Source organism: Klebsiella sp. B345, from assembly GCF_051131735.1.
Classification (GTDB): Bacteria; Pseudomonadota; Gammaproteobacteria; order Enterobacterales; family Enterobacteriaceae; genus Klebsiella.
In genome coordinates this window covers 3,813,264-3,837,296 of record NZ_CP180443.1, presented here as the reverse complement: position 1 = coordinate 3,837,296, position 24,033 = coordinate 3,813,264, and the positions used below count along the sequence as shown (strand labels likewise).

21 protein-coding genes are annotated in these 24,033 nt (G+C 55.0%); 12 read left to right on the top strand and 9 right to left on the bottom strand.

Going from position 1 to position 24,033, the window contains the following annotated elements:
• Positions 1-65: 65 nt before the first annotated feature.
• Together ACMYSO_RS18005 and ACMYSO_RS18000 are read left to right on the top strand one after the other, a co-directional pair.
• Complete coding sequence (locus ACMYSO_RS18005; RefSeq protein WP_434666476.1) at positions 66-1,712, top strand: DUF3300 domain-containing protein; 1,647 nt, start codon at positions 66-68, stop codon at positions 1,710-1,712.
• 9 nt (positions 1,713-1,721) lie between these two features.
• Positions 1,722-2,516, top strand: coding sequence for a DUF2950 family protein (locus ACMYSO_RS18000; protein ID WP_434666474.1), 795 nt, complete (start codon positions 1,722-1,724; stop codon positions 2,514-2,516).
• Positions 2,517-2,570: 54 nt separating this feature from the next.
• On the opposite strand, the gene ACMYSO_RS17995 is transcribed toward ACMYSO_RS18000, so the two are convergent.
• From ACMYSO_RS17995 to pdhR, 5 genes are all read right to left on the bottom strand, one after another.
• Positions 2,571-2,855 (bottom strand): hypothetical protein, encoded by a 285-nt coding sequence (locus ACMYSO_RS17995; RefSeq protein WP_434666471.1) that lies wholly within the window; start codon positions 2,853-2,855, stop codon positions 2,571-2,573.
• Positions 2,856-3,016: 161 nt separating this feature from the next.
• Positions 3,017-4,441 carry a dihydrolipoyl dehydrogenase gene (lpdA, locus tag ACMYSO_RS17990; RefSeq protein WP_434587050.1) on the bottom strand — a complete coding sequence of 475 codons (1,425 nt, stop codon included), beginning with the start codon at positions 4,439-4,441 and terminating at the stop codon, positions 3,017-3,019.
• A gap of 207 nt (positions 4,442-4,648) precedes the next feature.
• Positions 4,649-6,538 (bottom strand): pyruvate dehydrogenase complex dihydrolipoyllysine-residue acetyltransferase, encoded by a 1,890-nt coding sequence (aceF, locus tag ACMYSO_RS17985; RefSeq protein ID WP_434666468.1) that lies wholly within the window; start codon positions 6,536-6,538, stop codon positions 4,649-4,651.
• Between the two features lie 14 nt (positions 6,539-6,552).
• A complete protein-coding gene (gene aceE / locus ACMYSO_RS17980; protein ID WP_434666465.1) occupies positions 6,553-9,216 on the bottom strand; it encodes a pyruvate dehydrogenase (acetyl-transferring), homodimeric type in 2,664 nt (887 codons plus the stop codon).
• A gap of 245 nt (positions 9,217-9,461) precedes the next feature.
• A complete protein-coding gene (gene pdhR / locus ACMYSO_RS17975) occupies positions 9,462-10,241 on the bottom strand; it encodes a pyruvate dehydrogenase complex transcriptional repressor PdhR (protein ID WP_123757476.1) in 780 nt (259 codons plus the stop codon).
• A gap of 643 nt (positions 10,242-10,884) precedes the next feature.
• Between pdhR and aroP the strand changes: the two genes are divergently transcribed.
• From aroP to ACMYSO_RS17960, 3 genes are all read left to right on the top strand, one after another.
• On the top strand, positions 10,885-12,258 hold the full coding sequence (aroP, locus tag ACMYSO_RS17970; protein WP_434666462.1) for an aromatic amino acid transporter AroP: 1,374 nt from the start codon (positions 10,885-10,887) through the stop codon (positions 12,256-12,258).
• Positions 12,259-12,430: 172 nt separating this feature from the next.
• Complete coding sequence (locus ACMYSO_RS17965; protein ID WP_434666460.1) at positions 12,431-13,837, top strand: glycoside-pentoside-hexuronide (GPH):cation symporter; 1,407 nt, start codon at positions 12,431-12,433, stop codon at positions 13,835-13,837.
• A complete protein-coding gene (locus ACMYSO_RS17960) occupies positions 13,837-14,787 on the top strand; it encodes a glycoside hydrolase family 43 protein (RefSeq protein WP_434666457.1) in 951 nt (316 codons plus the stop codon). Before ACMYSO_RS17965 ends, ACMYSO_RS17960 begins: the two co-directional genes overlap by 1 nt.
• Before the next feature lie 32 nt (positions 14,788-14,819).
• Here the strand turns inward: ACMYSO_RS17960 and ampE are convergent, their stop codons facing one another.
• Together ampE and ampD are read right to left on the bottom strand one after the other, a co-directional pair.
• Positions 14,820-15,674: a beta-lactamase regulator AmpE gene (ampE, locus tag ACMYSO_RS17955; protein WP_434666455.1), complete on the bottom strand. Its 855-nt coding sequence runs from the start codon at positions 15,672-15,674 to the stop codon at positions 14,820-14,822.
• Positions 15,671-16,234, bottom strand: a complete 564-nt coding sequence (ampD, locus tag ACMYSO_RS17950; RefSeq protein ID WP_123757481.1) for a 1,6-anhydro-N-acetylmuramyl-L-alanine amidase AmpD — start codon at positions 16,232-16,234, stop codon at positions 15,671-15,673. The genes ampE and ampD overlap by 4 nt, the downstream gene beginning before the upstream one ends.
• Before the next feature lie 232 nt (positions 16,235-16,466).
• On the opposite strand from ampD, the gene nadC reads away from it, so the two are divergent.
• The 4 genes from nadC to hofC all read left to right on the top strand — a co-directional run bounded on the left by nadC (position 16,467) and on the right by hofC (position 20,561).
• Positions 16,467-17,360 carry a carboxylating nicotinate-nucleotide diphosphorylase gene (gene nadC, locus ACMYSO_RS17945; protein WP_154144523.1) on the top strand — a complete coding sequence of 298 codons (894 nt, stop codon included), beginning with the start codon at positions 16,467-16,469 and terminating at the stop codon, positions 17,358-17,360.
• Between the two features lie 181 nt (positions 17,361-17,541).
• The gene (gene ppdD, locus ACMYSO_RS17940) at positions 17,542-17,973 is read left to right on the top strand and encodes a prepilin peptidase-dependent pilin (protein ID WP_174509148.1); all 432 of its coding nucleotides are present in this window, start codon (positions 17,542-17,544) and stop codon (positions 17,971-17,973) included.
• Between the two features lie 10 nt (positions 17,974-17,983).
• Positions 17,984-19,366, top strand: coding sequence for a type II secretion system protein GspE (gene gspE, locus ACMYSO_RS17935; protein ID WP_434666452.1), 1,383 nt, complete (start codon positions 17,984-17,986; stop codon positions 19,364-19,366).
• Positions 19,356-20,561 carry a protein transport protein HofC gene (hofC, locus tag ACMYSO_RS17930; RefSeq protein ID WP_434666449.1) on the top strand — a complete coding sequence of 402 codons (1,206 nt, stop codon included), beginning with the start codon at positions 19,356-19,358 and terminating at the stop codon, positions 20,559-20,561. Before gspE ends, hofC begins: the two co-directional genes overlap by 11 nt.
• Positions 20,562-20,592: 31 nt before the next feature.
• On the opposite strand, the gene ACMYSO_RS17925 is transcribed toward hofC, so the two are convergent.
• A complete protein-coding gene (locus ACMYSO_RS17925; RefSeq protein WP_434666447.1) occupies positions 20,593-21,636 on the bottom strand; it encodes a GMP reductase in 1,044 nt (347 codons plus the stop codon).
• A 347-nt stretch (positions 21,637-21,983) separates the two neighbouring features.
• Between ACMYSO_RS17925 and coaE the strand changes: the two genes are divergently transcribed.
• From coaE to yacG, 3 genes are read left to right on the top strand one after another with little or no spacing between them, the layout of a single operon-like run.
• Positions 21,984-22,604: a dephospho-CoA kinase gene (coaE, locus tag ACMYSO_RS17920; protein WP_434666445.1), complete on the top strand. Its 621-nt coding sequence runs from the start codon at positions 21,984-21,986 to the stop codon at positions 22,602-22,604.
• Positions 22,604-23,347: a cell division protein ZapD gene (gene zapD, locus ACMYSO_RS17915; RefSeq protein ID WP_434666442.1), complete on the top strand. Its 744-nt coding sequence runs from the start codon at positions 22,604-22,606 to the stop codon at positions 23,345-23,347. Before coaE ends, zapD begins: the two co-directional genes overlap by 1 nt.
• A gap of 9 nt (positions 23,348-23,356) precedes the next feature.
• Positions 23,357-23,554, top strand: coding sequence for a DNA gyrase inhibitor YacG (yacG, locus tag ACMYSO_RS17910; RefSeq protein WP_434666439.1), 198 nt, complete (start codon positions 23,357-23,359; stop codon positions 23,552-23,554).
• A gap of 43 nt (positions 23,555-23,597) precedes the next feature.
• On the opposite strand, the gene mutT is transcribed toward yacG, so the two are convergent.
• The gene (mutT, locus tag ACMYSO_RS17905; protein WP_434666437.1) at positions 23,598-23,993 is read right to left on the bottom strand and encodes an 8-oxo-dGTP diphosphatase MutT; all 396 of its coding nucleotides are present in this window, start codon (positions 23,991-23,993) and stop codon (positions 23,598-23,600) included.
• Positions 23,994-24,033 lie beyond the last annotated feature (40 nt).

Sequence of the window (24,033 nt, the reverse complement as noted above, 5' to 3'; positions counted from 1 at the left end):
GTCACGAGCGCTATTTTCGGCGATACTCAGTGGAAACAGGCCAAACTATTGCGCCGGGAGCTAACATGATAAGACCTTTGAAACCCCACATGATTGCACTGATTTGCAGTGCAGGGTTACTAGCCGCCTCCGGCACCCTGTATGTCAAAAGCCGCGCCGCAGAAACACCGCCCGTACCTGCACCAGTCGCCCAACCTGCCGCGCCTGCTGCCGTGCAGGCCCCGGCTCCGGCAGCTCAGCCAGCTACCGCCACTTACACGTCGGCACAGATCGATCAGTGGGTTGCACCCGTCGCCCTGTATCCGGATAACCTGCTGTCGCAGGTGTTAATGGCGTCTACCTACCCAAGCAACGTGTTGCAGGCCGTCCAATGGTCACAGGATAACCCCACGATGCAGGGCGATGCCGCCGTGCAAGCCGTAGCGAACCAGCCGTGGGACCCAAGCGTGAAATCCCTGGTCGCCTTCCCGGCGCTGCTGTCGCTGATGGGGGAAAATCCGCAGTGGGTTCAGGACCTGGGTAACGCGTTTCTTGCTCAACCACAAGATGTGATGAATTCAGTGCAGAAACTGCGCGCTATCGCCCAGCAAACCGGGACGCTGAAATCGTCGCCGCAGCAGAAAGTGACGACCACCCAGATAACGCCGCCACCGGCAACGGCAACCGCAAAAACCAGCACCACCACCGTGGTTGAACCGGCGCCCACAACGCAAATCATCAAGATTGAATCTACCGATCCGAACGTGGTGTATGTGCCAACCTACAACCCCAATACGGTTTATGGCACCTGGCCGAACACGGCTTACCCGCCGGTATACTTACCGCCAACGCCGGGCGAGCAGTTCACCAACAGCTTCGTCAACGGCCTCGGCTTCAGCCTGGGTATCGCAACAACCTATGCACTGTTTAGCAGCATCGACTGGGATGACGACTATCACCATCACGACGATGACTGGAATCACGGCGGCTACCACGGCGGCGGGAACAACAATATCAATATCGACGTCAATAACTTCAACCATTTCAACAACCAGCGATTTGACGGCAAAAACACCAACTGGCAGCACAACCCGGCGTTTCGCAATAACGTGCCATACCCGAACAATAATGTGGCGCAGCGTTTCCACCAGACCAACGTTCCCGGAGGTCTCAGTGCCACGCAGCGCAACCCGGCGAATCTGACCAACCAGCGTCAGGCGGCACTTGATCAGTTCCAGCACAGCACCCATAACGGCGCGGCGAAAGGCCTGACCGCAGGCGGCGTGGCAGCAGCGGGCAACCGGGATTCTCAGCGTCAGGCGGCCTCGCAGCAGCTCAATAAAATTACTCAACGCAGCAACTACCGTGGCTATGACACCCCGGAAAACCGCAGCGCGGCGAAACAGAAGCTGCAAAAGCCGGCAGCACAGCAACAGCGACGTGAAAATGTGAAGTCGCATGTCCAGAACCCAACGGCTCAGCAGCAACAGCATCGCGAAACGGCGAAATCACAGGTTCAGCAGCACCGGACCAATGCCACGCCACAGCAGCGCCAGCAGAAAGTGCAGAATGTCCGTTCGAATGCGTTCAGCGGCAACGACAGTCGGTCGCCGTCGTGGGAGGCCCAGCGCCAGCGAGGTACGCAGAGCCGGAATTCGGCGCACCTCAACAATAATCAGCGTGCGGCAGTGCAACAGCACGCGGGCCAACATCGCGAACTGCGTCATCGCTAAGGAGCGGTCATGAAAAAAGTCCTGATTTCTGGCTGGTTGGCACTTTTCGCCTTCCCCGTTTTTGCCCAACAACATTTTGCCACTCCGGAGAAAGCAGCCATCGCGCTGGCGGATGCCATTTCGACGCAAAACGAGGCGGCGCTCAACGACCTGCTCGGAGATAACTGGCGTCAGTACCTGCCCCAGCGGGAGGCCGATCCGGAAGCCGTCGCCCGTTTTCTGCGTGACTGGAAAGTCGGACATAAAATTGTCGAGCAGGGTGACACGGCGCACCTGAACGTCGGTCGTGAAGAGTGGCAACTGCCGCTACCAATCCTGAAAACAGCCGAAGGTTGGCACTTCGATATGGCGCAGGCTGAGGATGAGATCCACACGCGTGAAATCGGCCGTAATGAGCTGTCGGCGATCCAGGCAATGCATGCCTATGTTGATGCACAGAATGAGTATTACCAGCATTTCCAGACCTACGCCAAAAAGCTGTTCAGTGGCACAGGGGCAAAAGACGGCCTGTACTGGCCAACTCAGCCCGGCGAAGAGCCTAGCCCACTTGGACCAGCCTTCAGCCCCGCCGAGCCTGGTGAAGGCTATCACGGCTATCGTTTCCGTATCATTGACGGCGGTGACAAGCAGGCCGTTGCCCTACTAGCCTGGCCCGTTGAATGGGGTGAAACCGGCGTGATGAGCTTTATGGTTGATCAGAACGATCGCGTTTATCAGGCTAATCTTGGGGAAGAAACGGCAACCTTAGCCCAGGCAATCACCCGTTTTGCCCCGGATGCAAAATGGCAGGCTATCACGCAATAAAAAATGCCCGGCGCAGTCATCTGCCACCGGGCATCCTGAGAGTCTGAGCGCGGTTTAGCCCTGGTGCGGCATCAGCTGCGGATAGCCGTTGAATGCCGGCCTGGTGCTGCTTAACGCTGCTTCGTCCTGATGAATGCTGCCGGAGTTTGCGGCCCACACGCCTTCCGACGATTTGCTGATCAGCTGATGCTGTGAATTCAGATTTTGCCCCATGTTGGCAATATGCGTATTTTCCGTACCACCGCTGTTATCGGCCCAGGGAATAGAAGGATCGGCGGCACAGGCCAGGCCGGAGACCATCGTAGCGGCTAACAGCGCAGTTGTTAAAAAGAGTTTCATGGCACACCTCACTAATAATTAACTACCTATAAGTTTAGTCAGTAATTATTTCGGAAGTATTTATAAGATGTGCCCATTTGTTTACGCAGACACAGTTCTAAACATCAGGCATAAAAAAAGCGGCTCTGAGAGCCGCTTATATCCTGTTGCGAAAAGAAAACTTATTTCTTCTTCGCTTTCGCGTTCGGCAGGTCGGTGATGCTACCTTCGAAGACTTCCGCCGCCAGGCCAACGGACTCGTGCAGAGTCGGGTGCGCGTGGATAGTCAGTGCGATGTCTTCAGCGTCACAGCCCATTTCGATAGCCAGACCGATTTCACCCAGCAGCTCGCCGCCGTTGGTACCGACAATCGCGCCGCCGATAACACGGTGGGACTCTTTGTCGAAGATCAGTTTGGTCATACCGTCTGCGCAATCAGAAGCGATAGCACGGCCAGAGGCTGCCCACGGGAAGGTGGCAGTTTCGTAGCTGATGCCTTTTTCTTTCGCTTCTTTCTCGGTCAGGCCAACCCAGGCAACTTCTGGCTCGGTGTAGGCAATTGACGGGATGACTTTCGGGTCGAAGTAGTGCTTCAGGCCGGAGATAACTTCAGCGGCAACGTGACCTTCGTGAACACCTTTGTGCGCCAGCATCGGCTGACCCACGATATCGCCGATAGCGAAGATGTGTGGCACGTTAGTACGCAGCTGCTTGTCTACACGGATAAAGCCGCGCTCGTCAACTTCAACGCCCGCTTTGCCTGCATCGAGGTTTTTACCGTTCGGTACGCGACCGATAGCCACCAGCACTGCGTCATAACGCTGTGCTTCTGCCGGCGCTTTTTTGCCTTCCATGGAAACATAGATGCCGTCTTCTTTCGCTTCAACGGCGGTCACTTTAGTTTCCAGCATCAGGTTGAATTTCTTGCTGATGCGTTTGGTGAAGACTTTGACTACGTCTTTGTCGGCGGCCGGGATCACCTGGTCGAACATTTCAACCACGTCGATCTCTGAACCCAGCGCATGGTACACGGTACCCATTTCCAGACCGATGATACCGCCACCCATGACCAGCAGGCGTTTTGGTACGGTTTTCAGCTCCAGCGCATCGGTGGAATCCCACACGCGCGGATCTTCATGCGGAATGAACGGCAGTTCGATCGGGCGGGAACCCGCTGCGATGATGGCGTTGTCGAAGTTGATCACGGTTTTACCGTTCTCGCCTTCCACTTCCAGGGTGTTAGCCCCGGTGAATTTACCCAGACCGTTGACCACTTTCACTTTACGGCCTTTAGCCATGCCAGCCAGACCACCGGTCAGCTGAGTGATCACTTTTTCTTTCCAGGTGCGGATCTTGTCGATGTCAGTTTTCGGCTCACCGAAAACAATGCCGTGTTCGGCCAGCGCTTTCGCTTCTTCGATAACTTTCGCAACGTGCAGCAGTGCTTTAGAAGGGATACAGCCGACGTTCAGGCAAACACCGCCGAGGGTGCTGTAGCGTTCTACGATGACGGTCTCCAGACCTAAATCAGCGCAACGGAAGGCAGCAGAATAACCTGCAGGACCTGCCCCAAGTACCACGACCTGAGTTTTAATTTCAGTGCTCATCATGACCTCTGTAGTTTGTATCCGGCGGGTCTGACGCTATTGTTTTTACGCCCATGTCCACCGGGACGTTCTATCCGCCTGCATTTTACAAAATTGTTAACAATTTTGAAACAACAAACGGCAAACGATTTTGTCCTTTGTTGCTGGTAACCCCGAAATGATGACCAGATTACCAGAAAAAAGCCGGCCGTCAGGCCGGCTTTTCACTTACATCACCAGGCGGCGAATATCGCTCAACGTATTGTTGATGATAGTGATAAAGCGCGCACCGTCAGCCCCATCGATCACGCGGTGGTCGAAGGACAGAGAGATAGGCATCATCAGACGCGGCACAAACTCTTTACCGTTCCACACCGGCTCCATCGCGGACTTGGAAACACCGAGGATAGCCACTTCCGGCGCGTTAACAATCGGCGCAAAGTGGGTTGTACCCAGGCCACCGATGCTGGAGATGGTGAAGCAACCGCCCTGCATTTCGCCAGCGGTCAGCTTACCGTCACGCGCTTTCTTAGAAATCACCGTCAGCTCACGAGACAGCTCGGTAATGCTCTTCTTGTTCACGTCTTTGAAGACCGGAACAACCAGACCATTCGGCGTATCAACCGCAACACCAATGTTGATGTATTTCTTCAGCGTCAGACGCTGTGCATCTTCGGACAGAGAGCTGTTGAAGCGCGGCATCTGCTCAAGCGCAGCGGCTACGGCTTTCATGATGAACACTACCGGCGTGAATTTCACATCCAGTTTACGTTTCTCAGCTTCAGCATTCTGCTGCTTACGGAACGCTTCCAGATCGGTAATGTCGGTTTTGTCGAAGTGGGTAACGTGCGGGATCATCACCCAGTTACGGCTCAGGTTAGCACCAGAGATTTTCTGGATACGACCCAGTTCCACTTCTTCAACTTCACCAAACTTGCTGAAGTCAACTTTCGGCCACGGCAGCATACCCGGGATACCACCGCCAGCAGCGGCTGCAGCCGGAGCGGCTTCTGCGCGTTTCACCGCGTCTTTCACGTAAGCCTGAACGTCTTCGCGCAGGATACGGCCTTTACGACCGGAACCTTTCACTTTCGCCAGGTTCACACCGAATTCGCGCGCCAGGCGGCGAATCAGCGGAGTTGCATGGACGTAAGCGTCGTTTTCCGCAAACTCAGATTTGCCTTCCGCTTTCGCTGCCGGAGCCGCTGCTTTTGCAGCCGGTGCCGGTGCGGCAGCCGCAGGAGCTGGTGCAGCAGCAGCCGGAGCTGCAGCAGGCGCAGCGCCTTCCACTTCGAAGACCATGATCAGAGAACCGGTAGAGACTTTATCGCCGGTGCTGATTTTAATTTCTTTCACGGTACCCGCGAACGGTGCCGGAACTTCCATAGAGGCTTTGTCGCCTTCTACAGTGATCAGTGACTGCTCAGCGGCAACTTTGTCGCCCACTTTCACCATCACTTCAGTGACTTCAACTTCGTCGCCACCGATGTCCGGTACGTTGACGTCTTTCGCGCCGCTGGCGGCTGGTGCCGCCGCCGCCGGAGCAGCTGCCTGTGCTGGCGCAGCAGCAGGTGCAGCACCCGCCACTTCGAAGACCATGATCAGAGAACCGGTGGACACTTTGTCGCCGGTGTTGATTTTGATCTCTTTAACCACACCCGCGAACGGAGCCGGGACTTCCATAGAGGCTTTGTCGCCTTCTACGGTAATCAGGGACTGTTCTGCCGCAACGGTGTCGCCGACTTTAACCATGATCTCGGTGACTTCAACTTCGTCGCCGCCGATATCCGGTACATGAACGTCTTTCGCCGCAGCCGTTGCTGGTGCTGCTGCCGGTGCAGCTTCTTTCTTCTCTTCCTGCGCAGGTGCAGCAGCTGCTGCACCCTCGGCGGAATCGAAAATCATAATCAGTTTACCGGTCTCGGTTTTGTCGCCGACAGAGACTTTGATCTCTTTCACGACGCCAGCCTGCGGAGACGGGACTTCCATAGAGGCTTTGTCGCCTTCTACGGTGATCAGCGACTGTTCAGCTTCAACTTTGTCGCCAACTTTGACCAGGATTTCGGTGATTTCAACTTCATCTGCCCCGATATCCGGTACGTTGATTTCGATAGCCATTATTCTTTTACCTCTTACGCCAGACGCGGGTTAACTTTTTCTGCATCGATGTTGAATTTAGTGATGGCATCTGCAACCACTTTCTTATCGATTTCACCACGTTTAGCCAGTTCGCCCAGCGCCGCTACAACCACATAGGAAGCATCAACTTCGAAGTGGTGACGCAGGTTCTCACGGCTGTCAGAGCGACCGAAGCCATCAGTACCCAGTACACGGTAATCATCAGCCGGTACGTAAGTACGGACCTGCTCGGCGAACAGTTTCATATAGTCAGTAGATGCCACAGCCGGAGCGTCGTTCATCACCTGAGCGATGTACGGTACACGCGGGGTTTCCAGCGGGTGCAGCATGTTCCAACGTTCGCAATCCTGACCATCACGCGCCAGTTCAGTGAAGGAGGTGACGGAGTAAACGTCAGAACCTACACCGTAGTCTTTCGCCAGGATCTGTGCTGCTTCACGAACGTGACGCAGGATAGAACCGGAGCCCAGCAGCTGAACTTTACCTTTGCTACCGTCGACGGTTTCGAGTTTGTAGATACCTTTACGGATACCTTCCTCGGCACCTGCTGGCATTGCCGGCATGTGGTAGTTTTCGTTCAGCGTGGTGATGTAGTAGTAAACGTTCTCTTGTTTCTCACCGTACATACGCTCCAGACCGTCGTGCATGATCACAGCGACTTCGTACGCGTAAGACGGATCGTAAGAGATACAGTTCGGGATAGTCAGAGACTGAATATGGCTGTGACCATCTTCGTGCTGCAGACCTTCGCCGTTCAGCGTTGTACGACCGGAAGTACCACCGACCAGGAAGCCGCGAGCCTGTTGGTCGCCAGCCTGCCAGCACAGGTCACCGATACGCTGGAAACCGAACATGGAGTAGTAGATGTAGAACGGGATCATCGGCAGGTTGTTGGTGCTGTAAGACGTTGCCGCCGCCAGCCAGGATGCGCCTGCGCCCAGTTCGTTGATACCTTCCTGCAGGATCTGACCTTTTTCGTCTTCTTTGTAGTAAGCAACCTGCTCACGGTCCTGCGGGGTGTACTGCTGGCCGTTCGGGCTGTAGATACCAATCTGACGGAACAAACCTTCCATACCGAAAGTACGCGCTTCATCGGCGATGATCGGCACCAGGCGGTCTTTGATGGATTTATTTTTCAGCATCACGTTCAGGGCACGAACGAAAGCGATCGTGGTAGAGATCTCTTTGTTCTGCTCTTCCAGCAGCGGTGCGAAATCTTCCAGAGTCGGCATCTCGAGCTTCTCAGTGAAGTTCGGCTGACGGCTCGGCAGATAGCCGTGCAGTTTCTGACGCTGAGCGTGCAGGTAGGTGTGCTCTTCAGAACCTTCCGGGAAGGTCACGTACGGCAGTTTTTCGATGTCAGCATCAGCAACCGGTACATTGAAACGATCGCGGACGTAGCGTACGCCGTCCATGTTCATTTTCTTGACCTGGTGAGCGATGTTTTTACCTTCAGCGGTATCGCCCATGCCATAGCCTTTAATGGTATGAGCCAGGATAACGGTCGCTTTGCCTTTGGTATCCTGCGCTTTTTTCAGTGCAGCGAAGACTTTCTTCGGATCGTGACCACCGCGGTTCAGGGCCCAAATCTGCTCGTCAGTCCAGTCAGCAACCAGTGCGGCAGTTTCCGGATATTTACCGAAGAAGTGCTCACGCACGTAGGCGCCGTCTTTGGATTTGAAGGTCTGGTAGTCGCCATCAACGGTTTCGTTCATCAGCTGAATCAGCTTACCGCTGGTATCTTTGCGCAGCAGTTCGTCCCAACGGCCGCCCCAGATAACCTTGATGACATTCCAGCCAGCACCGCTGAAGATACCGTCCAGTTCGTTAATGATTTTGCCGTTACCGGTGACCGGTCCGTCCAGACGCTGCAGGTTGCAGTTGATGACGAAGACCAGGTTGTCCAGTTTTTCACGGGTCGCGATGGTGATGGCGCCTTTAGATTCCGGCTCATCCATCTCACCGTCGCCCAGGAAGGCGTAAACGGTTTGTTTAGAGGTGTCTTTCAGACCACGGTGTTCCAGATACTTCAGGAATTTAGCCTGATAGATAGCACCGATCGGGCCCAGACCCATAGATACGGTCGGGAACTGCCAGAATTCCGGCATCAGTTTCGGGTGCGGATAAGAGGACAGACCGTTGCCGTGAACTTCCTGACGGAAGTTGTTCATCTGCTCTTCAGTCAGACGACCTTCAAGGAAGGCACGTGCGTATACGCCCGGAGAGATGTGGCCCTGGAAGTACACCAGGTCGCCGCCGTCCTGCTCGTTACGCGCACGGAAGAAGTGGTTGAAGCACACTTCGTAGAAAGTCGCGGAGGACTGGAAGGATGCCATGTGGCCGCCCAGTTCGAGATCTTTTTTCGATGCGCGCAGAACGGTCATAATGGCGTTCCAACGAATCGCAGAACGAATTCGACGTTCCAGATCCAGATTCCCCGGGTATTCCGGTTCATCTTCAACGGCAATAGTGTTGACGTAACTGCCTGTAGATGTGCCAGCAGCAACCTTCACCCCGCCTTTGCGGGCTTCAGAAAGGAGTTGGTCAATCAGATACTGAGCGCGCTCAACACCTTCTTCACGGATGACCGATTCGATCGCCTGTAGCCAGTCGCGAGTTTCGATCGGATCCACGTCATTTGGTAAACGTTCTGACATGGGGGTTATTCCTTATCTATCTAATCGTTGATTAATCTGGAACCTGTCCCATTGCGCTCTTGCCCGTCATACTTCGACTTGTCTCATTGTTGGCTTCACGTCCTCATCCCAGTCACTTACTCTAGTAAGCTCCTGGGAATTCGACGCTTGCCGCCGCGATACAAGCCGAATTACTTTGGGCAACTGAAGCGAAGAACGCAATAAGACAGGTTCTGCGTTTAGTTGCCGCGCTCTAAAAATGGCGCTTAAGAACCGGAGTTCTCATCTTTCCGTTGCTGTAAACGACGCAGTGAGCGTTCTCGACGACTCTCCTCACGGCTACGATCCAGCAAAATTTCTTCAATGAACGCCAGGTGACGATGCGACGCTTCACGCGCCTGCTCCGGCTCCCCGGCGATTATCGCCTCGAAAATCCGAGTGCGATGATTGCTGACCTGCGGGAGCATTTCCCGACGGGCGTACAACAATTCAAAGTTCTGACGAACGTTTTGCGCCAGCATCGGCTCCATGCAACGTAGCAAATGGAGGAGCACGACATTGTGTGCGGCTTCGGTGACAGCAATTTGATACTGGACGACGGCGTCTGATTCGGCGTCAAGGTCGCCAGATTGCTGAGCCCGCTCAATTGCCTGGTGCAGTTCGCGAATACGCTCACGGTCAGCCTCATTGCTGCGCAGTGCCGCATAATAAGCCGCGATGCCTTCCAGCGCGTGACGGGTTTCAAGCAGATCAAATTGGGATTCAGGGTGATCGGACAGTAGCTCTACCAGCGGATCGCTGAAGCTCTGCCACAGGCTGCTTTGAACAAAAGTTCCACCGCCCTGGCGACGAAGCAACAAGCCCTTGGCTTCGAGGCGTTGAATCGCCTCACGCAGCGAGGGACGGGAAACGTCAAACTGTTTTGCCAGTTCGCGTTCAGGCGGGAGTTTTTCACCGGGACGCAGCGTCCCTTCAAGGATTAAAAACTCAAGCTGCTGCTCTATCACATCAGATAGTTTTGGTTGGCGGATTTTGCTGTAGGCCATATTCCCTGTCTCTGCCATTAGCCCGTAGTCAATTGGTCTTACCAATTCGCAGTTCGTAGCGGTAAAGTAACAAAGTATTCACCTTCTGTCCATACAGGTTTTGATTGAAATCAGTAAACCACGCACATTTTAACAACCTTACAGAAATAACATTTCAGAATTGTAACTTCACACAAATGATGTGTTTACCCCATTAGAGGTAGCATTAACGTTTATGAAACGAAAAATTAGGCTATTTGAACCGATTCAACCCTGAAAAAACCGACTTTTTATTCACATAAAATGAATTTTACATCACAACCTGCTCAACACCCCTGCCACGGCGCCATTTACAAATGGTTTCTTTTTGTTCGCTTCGTCATCATCCCTTCATAAAGCAGGTGCATTCACCCGCACTTACCACTATTCTCCAGGATACGAAAGGCCTTTAGGCGATTTCATGCTGCGCCTTGCGTAAAGAAATCAATACGAAAACGGAATTTCATAATTACACACCACAACAATATGACAGCCAAATCCATCGGGACTGCACTGACTAAAACTCCCTTGAATATAGATAGCTATGCTATTTGGCAGGGACAGACAACGCAGCAGTAACCTGAAGGACGACGCGTATAAACATAATAACCACACACGAGGTTTCATGATGGAAGGTCAACAGCATGGCGATCGGCTTAAGCGCGGCCTGAAAAACCGCCATATTCAGCTTATTGCCCTGGGCGGTGCTATCGGTACCGGCCTGTTTCTGGGCAGTGCATCGGTGATTCAATCTGCAGGCCCCGGGATCATTCTGGGCTATGCAATCGCTGGTTTTATCGCCTTCCTGATCATGCGTCAGTTAGGCGAAATGGTTGTCGAAGAGCCGGTAGCAGGTTCATTCAGCCATTTTGCGTATAAGTACTGGGGTGGGTTTGCCGGCTTTGCCTCCGGCTGGAACTACTGGGTGCTGTACGTTCTGGTGGCCATGGCGGAACTGACTGCCGTTGGGAAATACATCCAGTTCTGGTGGCCTGAGATCCCAACCTGGGTCTCCGCGGCGGTGTTCTTTGTTGCCATCAATGCGATTAACCTGACCAACGTGAAAGTGTTCGGGGAAATGGAGTTCTGGTTCGCCATTATTAAAGTTGTCGCGGTTGTCGCCATGATCCTCTTCGGTGGCTGGCTGCTGTTCAGCGGCAACGGCGGCCCGCAGGCAACCGTGAGCAACCTGTGGGATCAAGGCGGTTTCCTGCCGCATGGTTTCACCGGGCTGGTGATGATGATGGCGATAATCATGTTCTCGTTTGGCGGTCTGGAACTGGTCGGCATCACCGCCGCTGAAGCAGATAACCCTGAGCAGAGCATTCCAAAAGCCACAAACCAGGTTATTTACCGCATCCTGATTTTCTATGTGGGTTCACTGGCCGTCCTGTTGTCGCTGCTGCCATGGACGCGTGTCACCGCGGATACCAGCCCGTTCGTCCTGATCTTCCACGAGCTGGGCGATACCTTTGTCGCCAACGCGCTGAACGTGGTTGTTCTGACCGCCGCGCTTTCGGTATACAACAGCTGCGTTTACTGCAACAGCCGCATGCTGTTTGGCCTGGCTCAGCAGGGTAACGCGCCAAAAGCACTGATGAGCGTCGATAAACGCGGCGTGCCGGTCAACACCATCCTGGTGTCGGCGGTAGTGACTGCACTGTGCGTACTGATTAACTACTTCGCACCGGAGTCGGCGTTTGGTCTGCTGATGGCGCTGGTTGTCTCCGCCCTGGTCATCAACTGGGCAATGATCAGCCTGGCACACATGAAGTTCCGTCGTGCCAAACAGCAGCAGGGCGTCGTTTCACGCTTCCCGGCCCTGTTCTACCCGGTCGGTAACTGGGTCTGCCTGCTGTTCATGCTGGCGGTGCTGGTGATCATGCTGATGACCCCAGGAATGGCGATTTCCGTTTACCTGATCCCGGTCTGGATTGCGATTCTTGGCGTCGGATACCTGTTTAAACAGAAAAGTGCCAGCGCAGTAAAAGCACAATAATACATCTCCCAAGGCTGTGTCCGCCCTGAACTGGCGGGCACAGCGCATTGTTAGCTGGTTCACACTTTCCTCTCCATAGCATATTTATCCATATCGTTGACCTAATACTGCAACGCATTTATTCGTTACTCAGCAAATAATTCTCTCCATATCGTAATGGGGAGATCGCCAGATGGCAGGCAATAAACTTTCAGTCAGAGAAAAGATTGGCTACGGGATGGGTGATGCCGGATGTAACATCATTTTCGGCGCCATCATGTTGTTTGTTAACTATTTTTACACGGATATCTTTGGACTGACGCCGGCCCTGGTCGGTGTGTTGCTACTCTCAGTACGCGTGATCGATGCGGTAACGGACCCGATTATGGGCGCCATGGCCGACCGCACCCGCAGTAAATATGGCCGCTTCCGTCCCTGGCTGCTGTGGATAGCCTTCCCCTATGCGTTGTTCAGCGTGCTGATGTTCACGACGCCGGAATGGACCTATCACAGCAAAGTTATCTATGCCTTCGTCACCTACTTCCTGCTCTCCCTGACCTATACAGCGATCAACATTCCCTACTGTTCATTGGGTAGCGTGATTACTAATGACCCACAGGAACGCGTAGCCTGCCAGTCGTACCGCTTCGTGATGGTCGGCATTGCCACCCTGCTGCTGTCGCTGACGCTGCTGCCAATGGCGGACTGGTTCGGCGGCGCTGATAAAGCCAAAGGCTACCAGATGGCGATGACCGTACTGGCGCTCATCGGAATGTGCATGTTCTTGTTCTGCTTCGCCACCGTGCGCGAACGCGTGCAGCCAGCGGTTCAGACCAATGATGAACTGAAAAAAGACCTTAAGGACGTGTGGAAAAATGATCAGTGGGTCCGCATTCTGCTGCTGACGCTGTGCAACGTCTGCCCGGGTTTCATCCGCATGGCGGCCACCATGTACTACGTGACCTGGGTCATGCAGCAAAGTACCCACTTCGCGACTCTGTTTATCAGCCTCGGCGTGGTCGGGATGATGATCGGCAGCATGCTGGCAAAAGTGCTGACCGACCGCTGGTGCAAACTGCAGGTATTCTTCTGGACCAATATCGTACTGGCGATCTTCTCCTGCGCCTTCTACTTCTTCGACCCGCATGCCACCATGATGATTATGGTGCTCTATTTCCTGCTCAATATCCTGCATCAGATCCCATCGCCGCTGCACTGGTCGCTGATGGCCGACGTGGATGATTACGGCGAGTGGAAAACCGGCAAACGCATCACCGGTATCAGCTTCTCTGGCAACCTCTTCTTCCTTAAAGTCGGGCTGGCGGTCGCGGGAGCCATGGTCGGCTTCCTGCTCTCCTGGTACGGCTACGATGCGGGCGCCAAAGAACAGAGCGCCTCAGCGGTTAACGGCATTGTGCTGCTGTTCAGCGTGATCCCCGGCATCGGCTATCTGATCACCGCCGGCGTGGTGCGCATGCTGAAGGTCAATCGCGAATTTATGCGTCAAATCCAGTCGGACCTGGAAAAGCGCCGTACAAACTACAGCGAACTCAATACCTGGCAGGATCACAAAACCAGTGAACACGTAAGGAAAGCTTGATGAACAACTGGCCCAACCCGTTTATTGAACAGCGCGCAGACCCGTATATTCTGCGCCATCAGGACCACTACTATTTTATCGCCTCAGTGCCGGAATATGACCGGCTGGAGATCCGCCGCGCCGCCACCCTGGAAGGTCTGCGCCAGGCGAAGCCGGTGGTAGTCTGGCGCAAACCGGAAAGCGGCCCGATGAGCCAGCTGATCTGGGCGCCGGAGCTGCATGAAATGAACGGCAAGTGGTACATCTATTATGCCGCCACCCACACCCACGACCTGGATGAACTGGGGATGTTCCAGCACCGGATGTTTGTCCTTGAATGTGCCGACAGCGATCCGCTGAGCGGCCAGTGGGTAGAAAAAGGTCAGGTGCACACGCCGTTCGATACCTTTGCTCTCGACGCTACCACTTTCCAGCATCAGGGTAAGCAGTGGTATCTGTGGGCGCAGAAGGCCCCGCATATTGCCGGCAACTCCAACCTGTATCTGGCAGAGCTGGAGAATCCCTGGACGCTGAAAGGCGAACCGGTAATGCTGAGCAAACCGGAATTTGACTGGGAATGCCGCGGTTTTAAGGTCAATGAAGGTCCAGCGGTACTGGTGCACGGCGACCGGCTGTTTATCAGCTATTCTGCCAGCGCCACCGATGAGAACTACTGCATGGGGCTGCTGTGGATAGACCAGCAGGCCGACCCGCTGCGCCCGGAAAACTGGCATAAATCACCGGAGCCGGTGTTCCGTACCAGCTATGAGAACCGTCAGTACGGTCCCGGTCACAATGGCTTTACGCAAACCCCGGAAGGGGAAGATGTACTGGTCTATCACGCCCGGAACTACACCGAAATTGAAGGCGACCCGCTGTACGACCCCAATCGCCATACCCGGCTAAAGCTGGTGCACTGGCAAGAAAACGGGATGCCTGACTTCGGCATCCCGGCTGCGGACACAGAGTAAAACACCGCCCCTGTCCGGATACGGGCAGGGGGTTAAATCAAGGTGCCGTAAATCGTCAGCAGCGCCATGATGACCACCACCACCAGCGAGGTTTTCTTGGCCATTGAGACCGCGGCTTTTGGCGTCTCGACCTTATCGACATGCGGCTCGCGCGCCAGAGAAAACTGCGCCAGACGAGTCAACACCTGATACTGCGATGAATGGCGATCGCCCAACGAAGCAAACCAGGCCGGCAACGCTCTTTCTCCGTGCCCCACCAGCGCATACACCACACCGACCAGACGCACCGGCAGCCAGTCCACCACGTGTAAAATCGCATCAATCCCCGACTGTTGACGATGGCGAGGCGTTTGATAGCGCGCCAGCCATGTTTGCCAGGCACGCAGCACGCAGTATCCAATCAGCGTGACAGGCCCCCAGCTGCCGCCCACCACAAACCAGAACAGCGGTGCCAGGTAGTACCGGTAATTGATCCACAGTAGCGCGTTTTGCAGCTCGCTGAGAAATTCGCGGTTATCGCAGCCGGGCGGCACACCGTGAATCAGCGTCAGCTCGCTGGCCATCGCATCACAGGCGTGACTATCGTTGCGGGATGCCGCTTTAAGATACGCATGATAATGCAGCCGTACCCGACCGGCGCCAATGCACAGCAGCCCCAGCAGAATCCAGAAAATCAGCAACGGCACGTTAAACAGCACTCCGTGCAGCAGGCGCTGAATAATAAACACCGCCGCCATCGCGACCACCGTCATTAACAGAGTAGCGGCGAACGAAAAATGCTTCACCCGACGAAACAGCACTTCCAGTCGATGATCGAGCTGCCAGTGTTCACCCAGCTTAAACAGACGTTCAGCGATGAGAACCAACAGCGTAGTAAACAACGTCATGGCATCTCCTTTTCTGACGAAGCGGTCAGCAGACCGCGGAATTTTGCCCAGTCAAAAGCCGGGCCGGGATCCGTTTTCCGTACCGGTGCAATATCGCTGTGGCCGGTGATATTGTCGGCGATGGCCGGATACAGCGCGATCAGCTGCCGCGTCACGGCTACCAGTTGCTGGTACTGTGCATCGGTATAGGCCAGCGTGTCTGTCCCTTCCAGCTCAATACCAATAGAAAAGTCATTGCAACGCTCTCGCCCCTGATACAGGGAGACGCCCGCATGCCACGCCCGCTTATCGAAAGGAACATACTGCACGATCTCGCCATCACGGCGAATCAGACAATGTGCGGAAACACGCAGGTGCGCGATCTCAGCAAAGAAAGGATGGGCGTTGGGATCGAGAGTGCCACTGAACAGCGCGTCAATCCACGGGCCACCAAACTCCCCAGGCGGCAGGCTAATATTATGCACCACCAATAACGAAGGGGCTTCATCATCCGGACGGCAATCATGGTGCGGCGAAGGAACCCGACGCGCCTCCATCAGCCATCCCCCATTCAACTGCATGTGACCTCTCCTTTCACTCACTGGTGCTCCCGGGCCTCCACTGGCCAAAGGATGCTGATTATCATACACAAAATTGTTCGGCCTGCCGCACAACATCCCTGCATATTCAACGCCAACGCAGGGAAAAACCAACGGGCCAGGCGGCAGGAACCGCCAAGTGTATATGGTGTAAAAACACGGTTCAGGTTAGCATGTTTCCCATTGCTGAATCTTATCTATCTGGAGCTTTATCATGTCGCCTCGTCGCTACAATCCCGACCGCCGCCGTGACGCGCTGCTGGAACGCATTAACCTCGATATCCCGGATGCCGTCGCCCAATCTTTGCGGGAAGACCTCGGTGGCGAAGTGAATGCCAACAACGATATTAGCGCCCAATTATTGCCGGAAGACGCACGCTCGCATGCGGTCATTATTACGCGCGAAGATGGCGTATTTTGCGGTAAACGCTGGGTGGAAGAAGTCTTCATTCAACTGGCCGGCGACGATGTCAGCATCACCTGGCACGTCGCGGATGGCGATATGATTAAAGCCGATCAGCCGCTGTTTGAACTGGACGGCCCGTCTCGTGTCCTGCTGACCGGGGAACGTACTGCACTGAACTTCGTGCAGACACTGTCCGGCGTCGCCAGCGAAGTGCACCGCTATGTCGATCTGCTAGCGGGCACGAAAACCCAGTTGCTCGATACGCGTAAAACGCTGCCAGGCCTGCGTACCGCACTAAAATACGCCGTATTGTGCGGTGGCGGCGCCAACCATCGCCTGGGCTTATCCGACGCCTTCCTGATCAAAGAAAACCACATCATCGCTTCCGGTTCGGTACGCCAGGCGGTGGAAAAAGCCTTCTGGCTGCATCCGGACGTGCCGGTCGAAGTGGAAGTGGAATCGCTGGATGAACTGGACGAAGCGCTGAAAGCGGGTGCAGATATCATTATGCTCGACAACTTCACCACCGACCTGATGCGTGAAGCCGTGCAGCGGACCCAGGGCCAGGCAGCGCTGGAAGTCTCCGGCAACGTAACCTTCGATACTATCCGCGAATTTGCCGAAACCGGCGTGGATTACATCTCTGTCGGCGCCCTCACCAAGCACGTGCGCGCGCTCGATCTCTCCATGCGTTTTCGTTGATTGACGCCCCCGGTGCCGGTCCGGCGCCGGGGCTATCATTTGCTAAGCCGCTAGCATTTCTCACCTGCCATTTGTGTAACAACACCAGAAAGCCTGGAATCTCGTTTCCTACCCTCTTATTTGCTATTCGCCGCCGTCGCCAAAGCCCGTCACCGTACTCCTGACAACACAAGGAGCACTTATGGACAGACAACGCGGATTTACTCTGATCGAACTGATGGTGGTTATCGGGATCATCGCTATTTTGAGCGCCATCGGTATTCCGGCTTACCAGAATTATCTGCGTAAAGCCGCCCTGACCGACATGCTACAAACGTTCGTACCCTACCGTACAGCCATTGAATTATGCGCCCTCGAACACGGCGGCCTCACCACCTGCGATGCAGGTAGCCAGGGCATACCGTCCCCCGCCACTACGCGCTACGTCGCCACCATGAGCGTCGCCAAAGGCATCGTCACCCTCGACGGGCAAGAGAGCCTCACGGGTCTGAGCGTAACCCTGACACCCGGCTGGGACAATGCCAACGGCATCACCGGTTGGCAACGCGTATGCAATATTGCCAGTAACAGTTCGCTCAAGCAGGCCTGTGAAGATGTCTTTCGCATAAACTGAGGCCACCACGATGAAAACCGAACAATTGGTCACCCTCTGCCAGCGCTATCATGCCCTGCTGCTCAATAGCGATGAGCACACCATCGTCATCGCGGTGGTCGATAGCCCAGCACCAGAACTCATGGAAGCCCTGCGTTTCGCAACCCAGAAGCGAATCGATATTGAGTGCTGGAGCCAGGATCAGATGAACAAGCGTCTGCAGACCGGTCAACCTTTGCTGCCCGCCGGTAACGATATGACGTCAGGCGTTATTAAGCAGGTCAATCAGATCCTTGAGCAGGCCTTACACCAGCGCGCCTCCGATATTCATATTGAACCGGAGGAAAGTCATCTGCGCATTCGCCTGCGAATCGACGGTGTCCTGCACCCGCTGCCATTCCTGTCACCTGAACTCACGGCCCCAATTACCGCGCGGCTTAAGGTGCTCGGTAATCTGGATATTGCCGAACACCGCCTGCCGCAGGACGGTCAGTTCACGCTGATATTTGCTGGCCGTCCGGTCTCGTTTCGTATCGCCACCCTGCCCTGTCGTCACGGAGAGAAAATCGTGCTGCGCCTGTTGCATCAAGTTGAACAAGCGCTCGACATTGACGCCCTGGGGCTGGCACCAGAGCAGCTCAGAGTCTTTCGCTCCGCGCTGGAGCAGCCGCAAGGCCTGATGCTGGTTACCGGCCCTACCGGTAGCGGTAAAACCGTGACGCTCTATAGCGCGCTGCAGGCCCGCAATCAGGACGCCGTCAATATATGTAGCGTCGAGGATCCGCTCGAGATCCCGATCGTCGGTATGAACCAGACACAGATTAACCCCCGCGCCGGGCTTAACTTCCAGAACGTGTTGCGAGCGCTGTTGCGTCAGGATCCGGATATTGTGATGGTCGGGGAAATTCGCGATGCCGAAACCGCGGAAATTGCCATTAAAGCCGCGCAAACCGGGCATCTGGTCCTGTCTACGCTGCATACCAACTCGACCAGCGAAAGCCTGATCCGCCTGCAGCAAATGGGCGTCGCCAGTTGGATGATCTCTTCCGCGCTCTCCCTGGTCGTGGCGCAACGTCTGGTGCGAAAGCTCTGCGTGCATTGCCGATGTGAAACCGGCCAGCATGCCGATGTCCCGCGCACGTTGTGGCCACGTCCGCTCCCTCGCTGGCAAGCCATGGGCTGCCAGCACTGCTATCACGGCTACTATGGTCGCCAGGCATTATTCGAACTGCTGCCAGTGAACACCGCACTGCGTCAGGCGATTGCTCACGGCCTTAATGCCATAGAAATTGAATCTATGGCGCGCGAAGCGGGAATGATGACGCTGTTTGAAAGCGGCTGCGAAGCGGTGGAACAAGGGCTAACCAGCCTTGAAGAGGTTATCCGTGTACTGGGGATCCCTCATGGCTACTAACCGTCTCTGGCGCTGGCAAGGAGTTGATGCACAAGGAGAACATTGCCAGGGAACCCAGTGGAGCCAAAGTCGACTGGACATCTGTCAGGCGCTGACTCATGAACGAATCATTCCGCTGGCGGTTCGCCGCTGCGCGGTCAAAAACGCACTCTGGCACCCACGCTATAGTGGCCAGGTTGTGCGCCAGCTCGCCGCCCTGCTGCAAGCCGGGCTTCCGTTGGCAGAAGGCCTGGTGCTGCTAGCGCAACAGCAGTCCAACGCCCAGTGGCAGGCACTGCTCTGTACTCTGGCTCAGGAGCTGGCGCAGGGTACTTCACTCTCTGCGGCGCTGGAAAAATGGCCTCAGGCATTTTCACCGCTCTATCTGGCGATGATACGCACCGGGGAACTTACCGGTAAACTCGATTTCTGCTGCCTGCAGCTGGCGCGTCAGCAACAGGAGCAGCAGCAACTGGCAGAGAAAGTGAAAAAAGCCGTGCGCTATCCCGTCATCATCCTGGGCCTGGCCCTGCTGGTGGTGATGGCGATGCTCTGTTTTGTTCTGCCAGAGTTTGCGGCTATCTATCAAACCTTCAATACGCCGCTGCCGTTATTGACGCAGCTCGTGATCCACGCCAGTGAAGGGCTGATCCGTCACTGGCCCTGGCTGATTTTGCTGGTCATTTTACCCCTCGCCCTCAATCAGCTCTCCCACCGCCGGCCGCAGTGGCTACTGCAGCGACAGAAAATGCTACATGCTCTGCCCGTGGTGGGAAAGCTTATCCGCGGGCAATTGCTGAGCCAGATCTTCACCGTGCTTACCCTCACCCAACGCGCCGGCATCAGTTTTCTGCAAGGTCTGGAAAGCGTCCAGGATACGCTAACCTGCCCGTTATGGCGCCAGCGGATCCAGCAGGTGCACCAGCACATTACGCAGGGTGTTCCTATCTGGCAGGCTCTCGATCGCAGCGGTGGTTTCACACCATTATGCTTGCAGCTGATCCGCACCGGAGAAGCATCCGGCTCACTGGATACCATGCTGGACAATCTCGCCCGGCACCATAGTGAACAGACGCATTATCAGGCTGAAAACCTGGCGACGTTGCTGGAACCCATGTTGTTGTTGATAACCGGAATAATTGTTGGCGTACTGGTGGTGGCGATGTATTTACCCATTTTTCATCTGGGCGACGCGATTAGCGGTATGGCGGGATAAATGCTGGCGCGTAACGCGCCAGCATCTGGCATTACAGGCTGTTGAACACGCGGTTCTCTTGTTCCTGTACGCGAATAAAGGTGGTGCGTTTGGTCAGTTCTTTCAGACGCGAGGCACCCACATAGGTGCAGGCAGAGCGCAGGCCGCCGAGGATATCGCGCGCGGTATTCTCAACCGGGCCACGCAGAAGCAGCTTAACGGTTTTACCTTCCGCTGCGCGGTACTGCGCAACGCCGCCAACGTGACGGGTCATCGCGGACTCAGAGCTCATGCCGTAGAACAGCATGAATTTCTCGCCGTTTTCTTCGACCACTTTGCCGCCGCTCTCTTCATGACCGGCCAGCATGCCACCGAGCATGACAAAATCAGCACCGCCGCCAAAAGCTTTTGCTACATCACCAGGCATCGTACAGCCACCATCGCTGACGATCTGGCCGCCCAGACCATGCGCCGCATCGGCACATTCAATCACGGCGGAAAGCTGCGGATAACCCACGCCGGTCTTCACTCGAGTGGTACATACGGAACCCGGGCCGATACCGACTTTCACGATATCAGCGCCAGAGAGAATTAGCTCTTCGCACATTTCGCCGGTGACGACGTTACCCGCACAGATAGTTTTCTGCGGCCAGGCTTCACGAGCTTTAGCAACGAACTGAACAAAATGCTCAGAGTAGCCATTCGCCACATCGATGCAAACGAAGTTCAGCTGTGGATTTTGAACGAGGATCTGTTTGGTTTTTTCGAAATCAACATCAGAAGTCCCGGTGGACACCATAATGTATTTCAGCACATCCGCAGAAGATGACTGCACAAAACCCTGCCACTCTTCAACGCTATAATGTTTATGAACCGCGGTGAGAATGCCGAAAGACGCCAGCGCTTTCGCCATGCCAAACGTCCCGACGGTGTCCATGTTAGCGGCAATGATCGGCACGCCGGACCATGACTGGCCAGAATGTTTAAATGTGAATTCACGTTCCAGCTCAACATCAGAACGGCTTTTGAGGGTAGAGCGTTTTGGGCGGATAAGAACGTCTTTAAAACCAAGCTTCAGATCTTCTTCAATACGCATGTGCGAATTCCTGGGGTTAATTGCATTATTGTGAGAGCACAACTCCAGTGACGTTATCATACGCACGAATCATGGCTGCGCAAGACTGCGATTTTCACTTTTTTTACGCTACAATCGTATAAATTTACCTGGTGAATAGTGAATAACGCGATCGCAAGCACCAACATGCGATGCATTAAATTTAACCAGTTGATTTATATATACAAAATAAACCAGTATAGGTTGTGACCCACTCTGTTGGCTTGCGCCACTGTGATGGGATTTCGCTCGTAAGAGCATCGGGGGCGTGTACGACCGGCGCCACTGGAATGTAATGTGTTCATTGGTCAGATCGGGATACGGAGTGTATGAGGTATACGGTAGCGTTAACGGGCGGTATTGGCAGTGGTAAAAGTACCGTGGCCGATGCATTTTCTCACCTTGGAGTTAACGTTATTGATGCCGACATCATTGCTCGTCAGGTGGTTGAACCCGGAACCCCGGCACTGCAAGCTATCGCCGCTCATTTTGGCTCAGGGATGCTCCATGATGACGGTACGCTGAACCGCCGCGCATTACGCGAAAAGATCTTCGCCCACCCCGACGATAAAACCTGGCTTAACGCGCTCCTGCATCCGCTTATTCAGCAGGAAACACGCCGACAGATGCAGGCGGCGAACTCCCCCTACATTCTTTGGGTTGTCCCCTTACTGGTTGAAAACCACCTGGCCGCGAAAGCCGATCGTGTGTTGGTCGTTGATGTCCCGAAAGAGACACAGATCGAACGGACGATGTCACGTGACCGGGTCAGCCGTGAACATGCAGAACATATTCTTGCCGCCCAGGCGACGCGCGAACAGCGTCTCGCCGTTGCGGATGATGTCATTGAAAACACAGGCACGCCGGATGCCATCGCATCGGATGTTGCCCGCCTGCACGACCGGTATCTACTCCTGGCATCGCAGGCCGCCTCACAGGAAAAATCGTAATGCACACCCCTGTTCTGTTTGAACATCCACTGAACGAGAAAATGCGCACCTGGCTGCGCATTGAATTTTTAACGCAGCAGCTGTCCGTTCACCCGACGTTAGCCACTTATGCTGATGCGCTCCATTTTTTCCGCAACGCGGGCGATCTTTTAGATGTTCTGGAGCGCGGCGAAGTCCGAACGGATATGCTGAAAGAGCTAGAACGCCAGCAGCGTAAACTGCAGTCCTGGGCTGAAGTCCCCGGTGTCGATCAAGAGCGCATTGGCGCCTTGCGTCAGCAGCTCAAACAGTGCGGCAGCGTCCTGATATCCGCACCGCGCATCGGCCAGTTTCTGCGCGAAGACCGGCTGATAGCCCTGGTACGGCAGCGGCTGAGCATTCCTGGCGGCTGCTGCAGCTTTGACCTTCCGACGTTGCACATCTGGCTGCATATGCCCCAGGCACATCGTGACGAGCAGGTCGAAAAATGGTTAGCCAGCCTCGAGCCTCTGACACAATCGCTGGTGCTGATCCTTGACCTGATCCGCAACTCTGCCCCTTTCCGCAAGCAAACCAGCCTTAACGGCTTTTATCAGGATAACGGTGAAGATGCCGACCTGCTACGCTTGCGTCTGGATATTGCCAGCCAGCTCTACCCGCAAATTTCCGGCCATAAGAGCCGCTTTGCTATTCGCTTCCTGCCGCTGGATAGCGAGCTTGGCGTGGTACCTGAGCGTTTTGATTTTGAACTGGCGTGTTGTTAAGGAGTAAAAATGTCAGAAGAGACGATAGTCAACTGCCCTACCTGCGGTAAGACCGTAGCCTGGAATGAACAAAGCCCGTTTCGGCCATTTTGCTCTAAGCGCTGCCAGCTGATCGATCTCGGCGAGTGGGCGGCGGAAGAAAAACGTATCCCCAGCGCAGGCGATCTGTCCGACAGCGATGGCTGGAGCGAAGAACAGCAGCACTAATCGCACGAGCCCGGCCATATGGTAAGAGGCCGGGCAACAGTATTTACGGGGCCGCCTGCACTAATTTGGTAATCACCGGTTCGTTCGCCGGCGGGAACGCGTCTGCGACTAATGCCCGCTGCGCAATCCAGCGCCCTGGCTGCCCCTCTTTCCCCCACGGTTCTCCGGCCCAGTCCTCAACCAGCCAGAACCACAGCGTAATATGTCGGTCCGGGAACTGGTACTCCAGGGTGTCAAACAAACGGGAGGACTCGACCGTAATCCCGACCTCTTCCTGAAGCTCACGCACCAGCGCTTGCTCCGGGGTTTCTCCGGCTTCAATTTTGCCCCCTGGAAACTCAAGTTTATTGGCCATATGGGCATCGGATGCCCGCTGGGTAATAAAGATTTCGCCCAGCTGATTACGAATAATGCCGACGGAAATTTGCAGTTTTTTCATTGTCTTCATTCCATAAAAAAGGCGCAGATATCTGCGCCTT

Bases quoted from the DNA above. Each gene is read 5' to 3' on its own strand.
- ACMYSO_RS17995 (WP_434666471.1), bottom strand. From the start codon at position 2,855: ATGAAACTCTTTTTAACAACTGCGCTGTTAGCCGCTACGATGGTCTCC.
- ACMYSO_RS17965 (WP_434666460.1), top strand. From the start codon at position 12,431: ATGGCAGGCAATAAACTTTCAGTCAGAGAAAAGATTGGCTACGGGATG.
- yacG (WP_434666439.1), top strand. From the start codon at position 23,357: ATGTCAGAAGAGACGATAGTCAACTGCCCTACCTGCGGTAAGACCGTA.
- ampE (WP_434666455.1), bottom strand. From the start codon at position 15,674: ATGACGTTGTTTACTACGCTGTTGGTTCTCATCGCTGAACGTCTGTTT.
- mutT (WP_434666437.1), bottom strand. From the start codon at position 23,993: ATGAAAAAACTGCAAATTTCCGTCGGCATTATTCGTAATCAGCTGGGC.
- aroP (WP_434666462.1), top strand. From the start codon at position 10,885: ATGATGGAAGGTCAACAGCATGGCGATCGGCTTAAGCGCGGCCTGAAA.
- pdhR (WP_123757476.1), bottom strand. From the start codon at position 10,241: ATGGCCTACAGCAAAATCCGCCAACCAAAACTATCTGATGTGATAGAG.
- aceE (WP_434666465.1), bottom strand. From the start codon at position 9,216: ATGTCAGAACGTTTACCAAATGACGTGGATCCGATCGAAACTCGCGAC.
- coaE (WP_434666445.1), top strand. From the start codon at position 21,984: ATGAGGTATACGGTAGCGTTAACGGGCGGTATTGGCAGTGGTAAAAGT.
- ppdD (WP_174509148.1), top strand. From the start codon at position 17,542: ATGGACAGACAACGCGGATTTACTCTGATCGAACTGATGGTGGTTATC.
- ACMYSO_RS17925 (WP_434666447.1), bottom strand. From the start codon at position 21,636: ATGCGTATTGAAGAAGATCTGAAGCTTGGTTTTAAAGACGTTCTTATC.
- ACMYSO_RS17960 (WP_434666457.1), top strand. From the start codon at position 13,837: ATGAACAACTGGCCCAACCCGTTTATTGAACAGCGCGCAGACCCGTAT.
- lpdA (WP_434587050.1), bottom strand. From the start codon at position 4,441: ATGAGCACTGAAATTAAAACTCAGGTCGTGGTACTTGGGGCAGGTCCT.
- ampD (WP_123757481.1), bottom strand. From the start codon at position 16,234: ATGCAGTTGAATGGGGGATGGCTGATGGAGGCGCGTCGGGTTCCTTCG.
- hofC (WP_434666449.1), top strand. From the start codon at position 19,356: ATGGCTACTAACCGTCTCTGGCGCTGGCAAGGAGTTGATGCACAAGGA.
- gspE (WP_434666452.1), top strand. From the start codon at position 17,984: ATGAAAACCGAACAATTGGTCACCCTCTGCCAGCGCTATCATGCCCTG.
- ACMYSO_RS18000 (WP_434666474.1), top strand. From the start codon at position 1,722: ATGAAAAAAGTCCTGATTTCTGGCTGGTTGGCACTTTTCGCCTTCCCC.
- nadC (WP_154144523.1), top strand. From the start codon at position 16,467: ATGTCGCCTCGTCGCTACAATCCCGACCGCCGCCGTGACGCGCTGCTG.
- zapD (WP_434666442.1), top strand. From the start codon at position 22,604: ATGCACACCCCTGTTCTGTTTGAACATCCACTGAACGAGAAAATGCGC.
- aceF (WP_434666468.1), bottom strand. From the start codon at position 6,538: ATGGCTATCGAAATCAACGTACCGGATATCGGGGCAGATGAAGTTGAA.
- ACMYSO_RS18005 (WP_434666476.1), top strand. From the start codon at position 66: ATGATAAGACCTTTGAAACCCCACATGATTGCACTGATTTGCAGTGCA.